This window comes from Leyella stercorea (assembly GCF_021531355.1).
In the GTDB taxonomy this organism is placed as follows: Bacteria; Bacteroidota; Bacteroidia; order Bacteroidales; family Bacteroidaceae; genus Prevotella.
This window is the reverse complement of the sequence record NZ_JADYTS010000076.1, coordinates 1-13,699: the sequence shown is the minus strand read 5'-3', so window position 1 is coordinate 13,699 and position 13,699 is coordinate 1. Positions and strand designations below refer to the sequence as shown.

10 protein-coding genes are annotated in these 13,699 nt (G+C 48.8%); 9 read left to right on the top strand and 1 reads right to left on the bottom strand.

Annotation, left to right across the window (positions count from 1 at the left end; translation table 11 throughout):
* The coding region (locus I6E38_RS12510; protein WP_235394307.1) for a hypothetical protein at nt 1-214 on the top strand (214 nt) is incomplete at its 5' end.
* Nucleotides 215-324: 110 nt separating this feature from the next.
* On the opposite strand, the gene I6E38_RS12505 is transcribed toward I6E38_RS12510, so the two are convergent.
* Complete coding sequence (locus tag I6E38_RS12505) at nt 325-3,900, bottom strand: sensor histidine kinase (RefSeq protein WP_235394306.1); 3,576 nt, start codon at nt 3,898-3,900, stop codon at nt 325-327.
* A gap of 198 nt (nt 3,901-4,098) precedes the next feature.
* On the opposite strand from I6E38_RS12505, the gene yihA reads away from it, so the two are divergent.
* The 8 genes from yihA to lpdA all read left to right on the top strand — a co-directional run bounded on the left by yihA (nt 4,099) and on the right by lpdA (nt 13,475).
* Complete coding sequence (yihA, locus tag I6E38_RS12500) at nt 4,099-4,707, top strand: ribosome biogenesis GTP-binding protein YihA/YsxC (protein ID WP_235394305.1); 609 nt, start codon at nt 4,099-4,101, stop codon at nt 4,705-4,707.
* Between the two features lie 5 nt (nt 4,708-4,712).
* On the top strand, nt 4,713-6,488 hold the full coding sequence (locus I6E38_RS12495) for an ABC-F family ATP-binding cassette domain-containing protein (RefSeq protein ID WP_235394304.1): 1,776 nt from the start codon (nt 4,713-4,715) through the stop codon (nt 6,486-6,488).
* Nucleotides 6,489-6,607: 119 nt separating this feature from the next.
* Nucleotides 6,608-7,594 carry a lipoate--protein ligase gene (locus tag I6E38_RS12490; RefSeq protein WP_235394303.1) on the top strand — a complete coding sequence of 329 codons (987 nt, stop codon included), beginning with the start codon at nt 6,608-6,610 and terminating at the stop codon, nt 7,592-7,594.
* 41 nt (nt 7,595-7,635) lie between these two features.
* A complete protein-coding gene (gene gcvT, locus I6E38_RS12485; protein WP_235394302.1) occupies nt 7,636-8,724 on the top strand; it encodes a glycine cleavage system aminomethyltransferase GcvT in 1,089 nt (362 codons plus the stop codon).
* Between the two features lie 47 nt (nt 8,725-8,771).
* The gene (gene gcvH / locus I6E38_RS12480) at nt 8,772-9,152 is read left to right on the top strand and encodes a glycine cleavage system protein GcvH (protein WP_235394301.1); all 381 of its coding nucleotides are present in this window, start codon (nt 8,772-8,774) and stop codon (nt 9,150-9,152) included.
* 158 nt (nt 9,153-9,310) lie between these two features.
* Nucleotides 9,311-10,639, top strand: coding sequence for an aminomethyl-transferring glycine dehydrogenase subunit GcvPA (gcvPA, locus tag I6E38_RS12475; protein WP_235394300.1), 1,329 nt, complete (start codon nt 9,311-9,313; stop codon nt 10,637-10,639).
* Nucleotides 10,636-12,090: an aminomethyl-transferring glycine dehydrogenase subunit GcvPB gene (gcvPB, locus tag I6E38_RS12470; protein ID WP_235394299.1), complete on the top strand. Its 1,455-nt coding sequence runs from the start codon at nt 10,636-10,638 to the stop codon at nt 12,088-12,090. The genes gcvPA and gcvPB overlap by 4 nt, the downstream gene beginning before the upstream one ends.
* 20 nt (nt 12,091-12,110) lie before the next feature.
* On the top strand, nt 12,111-13,475 hold the full coding sequence (lpdA, locus tag I6E38_RS12465; RefSeq protein WP_235394298.1) for a dihydrolipoyl dehydrogenase: 1,365 nt from the start codon (nt 12,111-12,113) through the stop codon (nt 13,473-13,475).
* The last annotated feature ends 224 nt before the right edge of the window (nt 13,476-13,699 follow it).

The window sequence follows — 13,699 nt, the reverse complement described above, 5'->3', positions numbered from 1 at the left end:
CCTTGGCGTCTGTGGGTACGAACTTATTCGTGAATTATTCATATTTATAAAATTAATTTTGAACAGTTACTTAGAAATTATGGTTACAAAATTAACAATAAAAATTCACACAGACAGCCTTTTTCCCGATTTTTATTGGTTTCATCCTAAATTTAAAGCAACGAGTTACAGCACTACCCTACCGATGGAATCTTTTCCCCTTCCGAGGGAATAATTGTTTCCTCGGGAGAGAACAAAATTTTCCTCCCGAGAAAACAAAAAATCCACACCAATCGGAGTGGCAAGCCCATACCAAGCGGCCTGCTATTTCATAGGTCATCAATTTCAGATTTTGACATTTTGACATTTTGACATTTTGACATCCTCCAACACCATTCGAGGCACAAACATCTTTATAACGAGCTTTGCGTCTGCATCATAATAGGCCTGGATTCCGCTTCCTCGCATGCCGGTAAAGTCTCCTATGTCGCGCATGATCTGACAACACACGAGATAGTCGAAATCGTCGGTATATGGAGTGAACAGCTTGTGGCAATCCACCCTTTCCAAGCATCTGTCCAACGTTGCGGTCAGCAGAACATAGGAATTGCCATAGGGCGTGGTGGAACGCAGAGGAGGAACGCCTCCGTTTTTCCGCTTGAGTATGGCAAACAGATAATTCATCATCGTAAGTATTTCGTCCATCGAACCTATATGGTAACGGGTGTGTACGGTCTGGTTGATGAGTGCTGTGTAGAGCATGCGGTAGTAATTGGCAAGCTCGCGCAAGGAGACGAGTCCTTCCTGGGTCAATTCGCCACCGTCGAGCACCTGTCTGATTCTTGACGGATAATACATAGTCTCATGCTTGAGCGACGAGAGGCAATTGTCTACCACACTATTCGAAACATAAAGGCGGTCGCACTCCATAGTCTGACGACGCAAAGCATCCTTGGCGAGCTCTTCCTGTTCATGCATTTCTCTCTCACGGTTCAGGTCTTCCTCCACGCTATTACGTATGGCTTTCACCACATTGTGCAACTCCTTAGGTCGGCGGTCGGCAGTACGTTTTGCATTCTTACCGGGCGAATCTTCGGGCCATAACGTGTCAATACGTTTCAGTTTCTCCTCCGATAGTATTGTCTCGTCTGTCAGCACACGGTTTATTTCTGCTATCTTGTCTACACACAACCGGTAATACATACGATGCCGGTAATAGAGCAGATAGTAGGCGGGGAAGATGCTCACAAACATCACTATAAGCATTATCATAGCCACACTACGGTTGCTTTCGGCCTGCTGCATGGTCTTCACATACGACGCTATGGTATTGTCGGCACTACACTCTCGGAAGAGCTGTATATAGACGGCATTATTGTACGAATACAGATTCCAGTCGCGTAGCGCCAAGGCAGCTACGGCAGTCTCGTTACGCACGTCGAGTATCGTTCCGTAGTTGGCTTTCACACTGTCGCGAAACCATTGCAGTTCGGCTGCAACAGCAGGATAGTCGCCGTTGAGTTTCATCAGCCTCTTCCTTCGGGATGCGTTCGGGATGCGTTCGGGATAAAGTCTGTTGAGCAGGCTTATGCAACTGTCGGCAAATGCAACAGTACGCTTATACTGACCCTTAATGTTGCAGTTGTAGGCGCTGTCGGCATAGGCTCTAGCTCTGGCTTCCATATCTGGAATATTAGTGAAACGTTCGGTTGAAGCAACCGCTGCAACACATTGACACACAACAAGCGCAGCAATAGCCAGCACACGCTTTACACCCTTGGGCAGACGGAAGAAGAAGCGGCTGCCCTGCCCCACTTCGCTTTCTGCCGAAATAGAGCAAACGCTGAATATAGAACTTGTCTTGCGATACTTGTCGATAATTCCCTTACAGTTGATAAGTCCGAAACCGTGTCCGCCTTCTGTCTTGTCATTGGTTGAATCATTTATGATTTTTCGGGTAAAGAGTCCGTCAAGCTGTTCATTCGTCATTCCACTACCATTGTCGGCTATGGATATTTCCACATAATCGTCGGCTTCCTCGGCTGTGACCTTCACCTCTCCACCTTCAGGAGTATAGCGGCGTGCGTTCTCAGCTATGGTATTGACCATGAACAAGGTAAGTACTGGGTCGGCTTTAACTACTGCATCATTATCGTCGACATGAAGCGTTATTCCATGGCGCAGATAGTCGGATGCGTTTCGTCTGATTACGTCAAAAACATCCTTAACCATAAAGCTCTTGATGTTAAGCTGCAATCCACCTTGCTTCAGGCGAATCCACTTGGTAAGCTGCTGGTTGCACTCGGCTATGGAGTCAACCAATTGGCCGGCATAAGTAAGATGTTCGTTGCGTGATTCAGGAGAGCATTGGCCTTCAGACAGCACGTCAAACTCACGTGTCAATCGGTTGATGAGCGGAACCACGCTTGACGCTATCATTATCTTGGTGCGCTGTTCAACGCTTATTTCGCCATAATGTTCTTTCTGGCTCTTCTTCATGCCCGCCTCGTCTTCGGTTTCTTCTATCTCCTCCTGCTTCTCCGCATACTTGGCCTCGCACTTCTGCTTCCATTCGTCCAGAGGAGCCAGCAACTTGTCAGTCGACACCATTCTGCGCTGTTTGTGGCGCAGGTAGCCGAAATATGACAGCAATCCTATGATAATGGCTATCAGTACTATTACGGCAACAATCATAAAGTCGAGCTGGCGCAGAGAAAACGACAGCTGCTCGGCTCGCGCCTCAAGCAGCCTATCCTGTCGGGTGCGCTCCTGAAGGTCGAGATAGATATTACGGTTGTAATCGCTTCGCGGTTTGTCGCCCATTGCCGAGCACACAATCGACATCTGCTCACGTATGGAAGCCACAAGGTCGGGCGCAGCATTTATTGCCGTGTCCTTCTCCAACGCATTCGTAAGGCAGGCGTAAGCTGAGTTGTAGTCGCCAATATTACGATAGGACGTAGAAAGCGTACGCCATGCTCCAGATGTCTGATACACGTCGCCATAAGCTTCGAAAAGTGTCAAGGCACGTTGTGCCAGATTGCCCGAAAGCAGACTGTCTGGCATCTGGTCGACGTTGACAAAGTCTATCTCCTGCAAGTTGTCGGCTGTCAGCCTGTGTCTGTCGTCATCGTTCTGCAGGTGCTCGCTTATTGCCTGAAGGGAGTTTGCCTCCCAATACGGGTAGTGATACTGTCGTGACAACAGATAGCACCTCATAAGATTATCGAATTCGGCCTGCACAACCCGCTCGTGAGTCGTGCCCGAAAGAATTCCTCCCGAACCTACATTATAGTAATAAGCCAGCAATTGAGCAGTATCCCTAACCACATCGCCTCCCGCATCAATCGACATCAAAGCCTCGGTAGACAGGCGTAGCTGACCTAGGTAATAAAGATAAGCCGAATAGACAATGGCGAATTCGCTTCGGGCGTAGATGAGTCGGCCACGCTGGCGCTCGTCGAGCAATTTTTCGTCCTCATGTATCCGTTTGAGACAGTCTTGAGCATGCTGCAGATAATGATAGAAGTTCTTGTTCTCCGAACGGCGCTGGCACAGGCGCATAAGCTGAACGTCACTCACGAGTTGTTCTATCTGATTGTCAGTCTGTTCGGGTATGCTCTTAAGTATCGTGAAGGCCCGGGAATAGTTCATACGGGCTATCTCTACAAACGCCAGATTGTTCAAGGCTTCGGCACGCCCGTCGTCATAATTCTGCGAGAGCTCAAGCGCACGTTTAGCGTACGCTCGTGTAGAATCCAAATTGCGGTAATGATAGCTGTACGAAACCTCGTTCAGCCTGTCCACCTCGGGACGATTGCCTGTGTCGGAACACGCCACCGATAGCAAAGCCACTACCGCCAACGGCAATAACGTCAGGATGGTATGAATATATCTGTAGGGTTGTGTCTGCATCTGCATAAGTTGTTATAGGAAAGCTTAAGTTGTAATAAAACAAGCGTTCTTGGCCATTGGACCTTTAATGCAAATTTAAGTATAAAAATCGGAAATGACATTATGTTATTACATAAAAAACAAGGTTTCCAATATGTACGACACGGAATTTGGGCTTTTTTTACTAATTTTGCACAATCGAACACTATTAAGACATTATATATTATGGATATAAAGAAATCGGAATTCACAATATCGGCAGCTACAGTAAGCCAATGTCCTAAGGACACAAAGCCCGAATTCGCCTTCATCGGCCGTTCTAACGTAGGCAAGTCGAGCCTTATCAATATGCTCTGCAATCATAAGGGACTTGCCAAGACTTCGGCTACTCCAGGCAAGACTCTGCTCATCAATCACTTCATAATCAACAACGACTGGTATCTTGTCGACCTTCCTGGCTACGGATTTGCCAAGCGCTCAAAGACCGTACAGAAGAAGCTCGACCAGATGATAACGTCGTACATACTCCAGCGCGAACAGCTCATCAACACGTTTGTGCTTATCGACATACGCCACGACCCGATGAAGATTGATACCGACTTCATAAACTGGCTTGGCGAAAGCTCTGTACCCTTTGCCATTATCTTCACCAAAGCCGACAAGCTCGGACCCGTCAAGGCAAAGCAGAACGCAGCCAAATGGATGAACTCGCTCAAGGAACAATGGGAAGAGCTGCCACCTTACTTTATTACAAGTTCGGAGAAGAAGATCGGACGCGATGAGGTGCTGACCTACATCGAAGACATTCTGAAATCACTTAAGGAGGGAGAATAACCGAAATGACACCAATACTTGACGTTCAAAATGTGTCGAAAGCCTTCGGGGCACACGTACTCTTCGAGAACATCTCGTTCTCGATAGGCGAAGGCCAGCACGTAGGACTCATAGCCAAGAACGGTACGGGCAAGACTACCCTACTCTCGCTCTTGTCCGGCAAGGAGCCCGTCGATTCGGGAAGCATCATATACCGCAAGGATGTGCGTGTGGGTTTTCTTGAGCAGCAGCCCAAGTTCGACCCTGAAGAATCTGTACTCGATGCCTGCTTCAACCACAACGGCGATCCCGACAAGATTCTCAAGGCAAAGCAGATACTTACGCAGCTGCGCATTACCGACCTCAATCAGCCTATGGGCCAATTGAGCGGCGGACAACAGAAGCGCATCGCCCTGGCTAATGTCCTCATTACCGAGCCCGACTTGCTGATACTCGACGAGCCTACCAACCACCTCGACCTCGAGATGATAGAATGGCTCGAAGGCTATCTCTCAAGGGGCAACAAGACGCTCCTGATGGTGACACACGACCGCTACTTCCTCGACCGCGTGTGCAACCTCATTCTCGAACTCGACAACCATACCATATATTCCTATCGCGGCAACTTCCGCTACTATATGGAGAAACGTCAGGAGCGCATCGACGCCACACGTGCCGAAATAGAGCGTGCCAACAATCTGTATCGTCGCGAACTGGAATGGATGCGCCGACAGCCACAGGCACGTGGACATAAGGCACGCTACCGTGAGGAGGCGTTCTACGACCTTGAAGCCAAGGCAAAGCAACGCATGGAAGAACGACAGATGCGACTCAAGTCGAAGAACGTGTACATCGGTTCGAAGATATTCGAGTGCCAGTATGTGTCGAAAGCCTTTGACGAGAAGATGATACTCAAAGACTTCTACTACAACTTCCAACGTTTCGAGAAAATGGGAATCGTAGGCAACAACGGCACGGGAAAGTCCACGTTCATCAAGATGCTGCTTGGCGAAGTAGGTCCTGACAGCGGACAGTTTGATGTAGGCGACACAGTACGGTTCGGCTACTTCTCGCAGGACGGAATGAAATTCAACGACCAGCAACGCGTAATCGACGTGATATCCGACATAGCCGAATACATCGACTACGGCGGAGGCAAGCACATCACGGCAGGACAACTGATGCAGCATTTCCTCTTCACCCCCGAACAGCAATACGACTATGTGTACAAGCTCTCGGGAGGCGAGCGACGCAAGCTCTACCTCTGTACGGTACTGATGCGCAATCCAAACTTCCTCGTGCTCGACGAGCCAACCAACGACCTCGACATACAGACGCTTGAGGTGCTGGAGGAATATCTGCAGGACTTCCCGGGATGCGTCATAATAGTGTCGCACGACCGATTCTTCATGGACAAGATTGTCGACCACCTGCTCGTATTCCGTGGTAACGGTGATATAAAGGACTTCCCCGGCAACTACACCCAGTTCCGCGAATGGGAGTCGCTCAAGCCCAAGGCCGAAACAGCCGACAAGTCCAACGCCACCTCTGAAAAGAAGGAGAAGAGAGAGTTTGTAGGCGAACAACGACGCAAGAAGACGTACAAGGAAAAGTGTGAATTTGAGCGTCTCGAAAAGGAAATAGCAGAACTTGAGAAGGAGCAGAAGCAGATTGAGGAGGAACTTTGCAGCGGAACGCTTTCTATAGAACAGCTCACCGAGAAAAGCAAACGACTGCCCATCATCAAGGAAAGCCTCGAAGAAAAGGAGATGAGATGGCTCGAACTGTCTGAAATTGACTGACAATCTCCCTTTTTTCAGAATTATTTAAAAATAAAAGTGCTTAAAGATTAACGCATATAAATATTTTTGTGTAAGTTTGCAACTGTTACCAATAACCTGACGAAATTACACATTATAATATGATATACGTAGCTTTAAATAATACCAAACCAAAAAGAAGACTAACCTTCTATCTCGCCATGGAAGAATACATTGCCCGCAATCTCGACAAGGGCGAGTATTTCTTCATGTGGCAGGTTGACCCGACTGTTATCTTCGGACGCAACCAGCTAATACAGAACGAGGTGAACATAGAATATTGCCGACAGCACAACATACAGACCTATCGTCGCAAAAGCGGAGGAGGATGCGTCTATGCCGACATGACAAACATAATGTTCTCGTACATAACACCCGACGAAAATGTGAGTATGACATTCAGCAGATATATAGATATGGTGTCGGAAATGCTGCGCAAGCTCGGAATACCTGCCGAAACAAGCGGACGCAACGACATAATGATAGAAGGACGCAAGGTGTCGGGCAACGCCTTCTATCACATACCCGGACGCAGCATAGTACATGGTACCATGCTCTACGACACTAACATAGAGAATATGGTAGGCGCAATAACGCCATCGTGCGAGAAACTTGTGTCGAAAGGAATACAAAGCGTGCGCCAGCACATCACACTCCTGAAGGACCACATCAGTCTTGACATCGAAGAGTTCAAGGATTTCACACGACGTAACCTTTGCGACAGTCAAATCATTCTCGACGACAAAGCAATAGACGAAATAGCACACATCGAAGAAGAATACCTCACACCCGAATTCATCTACGGCAACAATCCAAGTTACAACATAACCCGTAGCGGACGCATTGAGGGCGTAGGCGACTTCGTGGTTAGCATGGAGATGAAGAACGATGTGATAAAGGACATCGACATCAAGGGCGACTTCTTCCTCGTGGGCGACATCGGACAGCAGATCATAGCCAAGCTGCAAGGCACAGCCTACACGGCAGATGCCATAAACGCAGCCCTGCCAGAGCAGCTCGACAACGTGATACTCAACCTGAAGAAGGAAGAGTTTGTCAACCTTCTGACGAAATGCCCCAACAACTAAAATAAAGAAAAAACATTAAACCTTACAAATACTAATCTTTTATGGAAAAGAAAACGTGCCTTTATGACAAACATGTAGCTCTCGGAGCCTTGATGCAACCATTTGGCGGTTTCATCATGCCAATCCAGTATTCAAACATCGCCGACGAGCACAACGCCGTACGCCAGCATTGCGGAGTGTTTGACGTTTCACACATGGGCGAAGTGACTGTAAAGGGTCCTGATGCCGAACGATACGTCAACCACATCTTCACCAACGATGTGCGTGGAGCCGAACCAGGCAAGATTTTCTACGGAATGATGTGCTATGAGAATGGCGGAACCGTCGACGACCTGCTCGTGTACAAGATGGCAGATAACGACTTCTTCCTCGTAATCAACGCAGCCAACATCGACAAGGACGTAGAATGGATGGAAAGCCATCTGGAGGGATACGACGTGGAGTTCAAGAACTGCTCGGAACAATACGGACAGCTTGCCGTGCAAGGTCCTGAGGCAGAGCAGGTGGTAGAGGAAGTATTGGGACTGGCATGCAAGGAGCTAATATTCTACACAACCAAGACTATCGACGTAGCTGGCGAGACAATCATCATCAGCCGCACGGGCTACACAGGCGAAGACGGATTCGAAATATACGCTTCACACGCCTACATCAACGAGCAATGGGACAAGCTGCTGGCATCAGGTCGCTGCAAGCCTTGCGGACTTGGATGCCGCGACACATTGCGCTTTGAGGTAGGACTTCCACTCTATGGCGATGAACTTTCCAACGAGATTTCACCCGTAATGGCAGGGTTGAGCATGTTCTGCAAGCTCGACAAGCCCGAATTCATCGGTAAGGAAGCACTCGTAGAACAGAAGAACAACGGTGTAAGCAAGCGAGTGATTGGCATCGAGCTAAGCGACCGAGCCATTCCACGCCACGGCTACAAGATTCTGCACGAAGGCGAAGAGGTTGGCGAGGTGACCACAGGCTATCATACTATTTCTACCGACAAGTCGGTATGTATGGCTCTTGTTGACGCACGCTATGCCAAGCTCGGCACAGAACTTGAGGTACAGATCCGCAAGAAGACTTTCCCCGGCGTAGTGGTGAAGAAGCGCTTCTACGACAAGCATTACAAGAAATAATTAAAACTAATAACTTATATATAAACAACTAACAACTAATAACATTTATGGCAAAAGTAATTGAAGGACTCTACTATTCTGAGTCACACGAATATGTAAAGATAGAAGGCGATTTCGCATATGTAGGCATCACAGATTATGCCCAGAACGCACTCGGCAACGTGGTTTACGTCGACCTTCCCGAAGTGGATGACGAAGTTGAGGCTGACGAGGATTTCGGAGCCGTAGAGAGCGTTAAGGCAGCAAGCGACCTTATCTCACCCGTAACAGGTACTGTAGTAGAGGTGAACGAAGCCCTCGAAGACAAGCCTGAACTGATCAACGAAGACCCGTTCGAAAACTGGATCATCAAGGTTCAGCTCTCTAACACAGCCGAGCTCGACAACCTCATGGACGCACAGGCCTATGAGGATTTCTGCAAGGCTTAAAGAAATCTGAAATCTTACCGAAACAACAAATCAAGAAGTAGGGAATCAGGAGAACAGCGGAACGTTTTGCTCAAACAAGCTCTCCGCACTCCTGATTCCCAGCTTCTGATTTACTGTATACTCCCTATTTCTAACTATTAATATTCCCTACTCAAACTATGAACTTCAAGTATTTTCCACATACCGAGGAAGAGATAAAGCAAATGCTTGCGAAGGCCGGAATGGAGTCGCTTGACGACCTCTACTCTGACGTGCCCGAACAAATACGTTTCAAGGGAGAATATGACTTGCCAGAACCCTTGAGCGAAGCAAGCATACGCACTTTCTTCGAGAAATTAGGCAACAAGAACCAGCGTCTCACGGTATTTGCCGGAGCTGGATGCTACGACCATTACACTCCGGCAATAGTGCCAAACATCATATCACGCTCTGAATTCCTCACAAGTTACACCCCTTATCAGGCAGAAATTTCGCAGGGAACACTCCATTACATATTCGAATATCAGAGTATGATGGCAGAATTGACTGGTATGGATATTTCCAACGCGTCAATGTACGACGGATCTACCGCTACAGCCGAGGCTGCAATCATGGTTATGGCTTCGACAAAGAAGACCGATACTGTGCTGATTTCAGGCACAGTAGACCCGAAAATAGTAGATGTAGTGAAAACTTACGCACATTTCCACGGATTTAACGTAGAAATGATTGCCCAAAACGAGGGCGTTACCGACAAGGCGCAGATGGACGAGCGTCTTGACAAGGGTGGCGTGGCTGGCGTAATCGTACAGCAGCCCAACTATTACGGCATAGTGGAAGACTATGCAGGATATGCAGATTCATGCCACGCCAACAAGGCGCTGTTCGTAATCAATAGTGTAGCTGCCGACCTCGCTCTGCTCAAGACACCAGGCGAATGGGGTGCTGACATAGCAGTAGGCGACGGACAGTCGCTGGGCATACCAATGGCATTCGGAGGTCCGTCAGTAGGCTATATGTGCTGCACAGAGAAGCTGATGCGCAAGATGCCTGGACGTATCGTCGGACAGACTCTCGACAACCGCGGACAACGCGTATTCGTACTCACCCTGCAGGCTCGCGAACAGCACATACGCCGCCAGAAAGCCACATCAAACATCTGCTCAAACGAGTCGCTCATGGCTCTCTTCGTCACTATTTACATGTCGGTAATGGGCAAGGAAGGACTCAAGGAGGCAGCACAGATGTCATACGACGGAGCACACTATCTGCACGACCAGCTGATAGCTACGGGCAAGTTTGAGGACAAATACCCACAGGACTTCTTCAACGAGTTCTGCGTAAGCTATAAGGGCAATGTCGACAGCCTGCAGAAACGCTTCATCGAAAACGGAATATTGGGCGGCATAAAGGTTGACGATGACACCCTGATGTTTGCCGTAACCGAGAAACGCACAAAGCAAGAAATTGACCAACTCGTAAACATTGTAAAGGAGGAAACGCTATGAACAACCGTCTTTATGGAAATCTGATTTTTGAATTGTCGCATCCTGGGAGACGCGGTTATTCCCTTCCCAACAACGAGTTCGGACATCACGAAGTGCCAGAAGCTATGCGACGTAATGCCGACGCTCAACTGCCTGAGTGCAACGAGCTTACCGTTATACGCCACTACACTAATCTGAGCGCCAACAACTTCGGCGTGAACAACGGATTCTATCCACTGGGAAGCTGCACGATGAAGTACAATCCTATCATCAACGAAGAGGTGGCAGCCATGCCCCAGTTTGCCGAACTACACCCCTTGCAGCCAGAGCAGACTTGTCAAGGAGCATTGCAGCTGTACTACGAGATGCAGAAGAGCTTAGCGGCGATAACCGGTCTCGAAGAGTTCACACTAAACCCCTTTGCAGGTGCTCACGGCGAGCTAACCGGACTCATGACCATACGTGCCTACCATCAGAGCCGTGGCGACATGAAACGCACAAAGGTGATTGTACCAGACTCAGCACACGGCACCAACCCTGCTTCAGCTGCTGTATGCGGACTGGAGATTGTTGAGGTGAAATCAACAGCTGACGGCGTTGTTGACACAGAAGACCTGCGCGGACTGCTTGACGACACGGTGGCAGCTATGATGATGACCAACCCCAACACACTCGGTCTCTTCGAGTGCAAGATTCCCGAAATACAACAACTCGTACACGAATGTGGCGGACTGATGTATTACGACGGAGCCAACCTCAACCCGATGCTTGGCGTATGCCGTCCGGGCGATATGGGATTCGACGTGATGCACATCAATCTGCACAAGACGTTCTCAACACCTCACGGCGGCGGAGGTCCCGGTTCGGGCCCTGTAGGCGTTCGCAAAGGTCTGGAGCAGTTCCTGCCCGTACCTAAGGTAGAAAAGGATGGCGACACATACAAGATAGTAGGCTGCGACGAGGACAACATACACGTAGGCGAATTCTTCGGCAACTATGCCGTAATGATGCGAGCTTACGCCTATATTCTCTCGCTCGGCAAAGAGCACATACGTATGGTAGGACCACTCGCAACGCTCAATGCCAACTACGTGAAGGAGTCGCTAAAGGATGTCTACGCCCTGCCAATTCCTACCGTATGCAAACATGAGTTCGTGTTCGACGGACTCAAGGACAAGTCGACTGGAGTAACTACTATGGATGTGGCAAAGCGCCTGCTCGACTACGGCTACCACGCTCCCACCATCTACTTCCCGCTTCTCTTCCATGAGGCCATGATGATAGAGCCTACCGAGAGCGAAAGCAAGGAGACGATCGACGCATTCATCGAAGTGCTCAGACAGATTGCCGAAGAAGCCAAGAACAATCCAGAGGAGGTGAAGACTGCACCTCACAACACTCCTGTAGGACGTGTTGACGACGTATTGGCAGCCAAGCACCCTATTCTCACTTGGAAACAGATGAACCAATAGCATTCGAACCAACAACAGATATGATACATTCGGATTTAATTATCATAGGCTCGGGTCCGGGCGGCTATCGTGCCGCCCACCATGCTGCCGTGCACGGACTATCGGTTGTAATCATCGAGAAGGCAGAAGCAGGAGGTACATGCCTCAACCGTGGCTGCATACCCACCAAAACACTCTGCCGCAACGCCGAAATAGTAGACACACTACGCCATGCCGACACATTCGGACTTATGGGCGAAGGCTACTCACTCGACTTCGGCCGCGTGATGGAACGTAAACAAGAGGTTATTGGTCAGCTGCGAAGCGGAGTGGAAACACTCATGCAGACACCTGGCATTACGCTCGTGCGAGGAACAGCCTCATTTACTGATGCTCATACGATAGCTGTTGGCGACGATCAGTACACGGCCGACAACATAATAATAGCAACAGGAAGCGACTCTAAGTGTCCGCCTATAGAGGGAACCACATTGCCAGGAGTTGTCACTTCAACCGAACTGCTTGATGTCGACCACTTGCCCAAGCGCCTGTGCATCATAGGCGCAGGAGTGATAGGCATGGAGTTTGCGTCGGTATTCAGCAGCTTTGGCAGCAACGTAACGGTAATAGAGTTTCTTAAGGAATGTCTGCCCGTGCTCGACTCTGACATTGCCAAGCGCCTGCGTCAGACCATCTGCAAGCGTGGTGTAGAATTCTACATGCAGTCGGCTGTAAAGTCGATAACACAGACTGATACAGAAGACAGAACCAAACAGTTGACTGTAAGCTTCGAGAAAAAGGGCAAACCTGTTAGCATAGATGCAGATATGGTGCTTATAGCTACCGGACGCAAACCCTGTACAGAAGGTCTCGCACTCGAACAGGTAGGCATAGAACACTCGCCTAAAGGCATAGTAGTAGACGATGATCTCCAGACTAACGTTAGTGGCGTATACGCCATCGGCGATGTCAACGGACGCTGTCTGCTGGCACATGCAGCCACATTCCAAGGTCTGCACGTGGTCAATCGCATACTCAACCGCCCCGATGACATCCGCTTCGACGTAATGCCATCTGCCATATTCACCAATCCCGAGGCAGCAAGCGTAGGATTGAGCGAAGACCAGCTGAAGGCCGAGCAGCGCCCCTACGAGTGTCGCAAGGGTTTCTACCGCTCCAACGGCAAAGCACTCGCTATGAACGAGACCGACGGAATGATAAAACTCCTCGTTGATACAACCAACGACCAGAGAATAGTAGGATGTCACGCATTTGGTGCCCACTCAGCCGATATGGTACAGGAGATTGCAGCATTGATGAACAGCGGCACTACACTTCAGCAGCTGGCCAACATCATACACATCCACCCTACCCTGTCTGAAATTTTGCACGACATGGCTTTATAATTAAAAGCTATAAAATAATCAAGTAGGAGGTAAATACTAATTATAGGTGTTTACCTCCTATTTTTATATATGATATAGCCTCAGTACTTGTGCCAAGTACTGCAAAAATCCAACGAAGATATATAGTATCTAAAGTAAGTAATAAAGCGTTATAAACCCAAATCGGTCATTAGGATTTCTCTGTGTCGTACGGCAAAGAGAAATCCTTTAATTTTTCCCATATA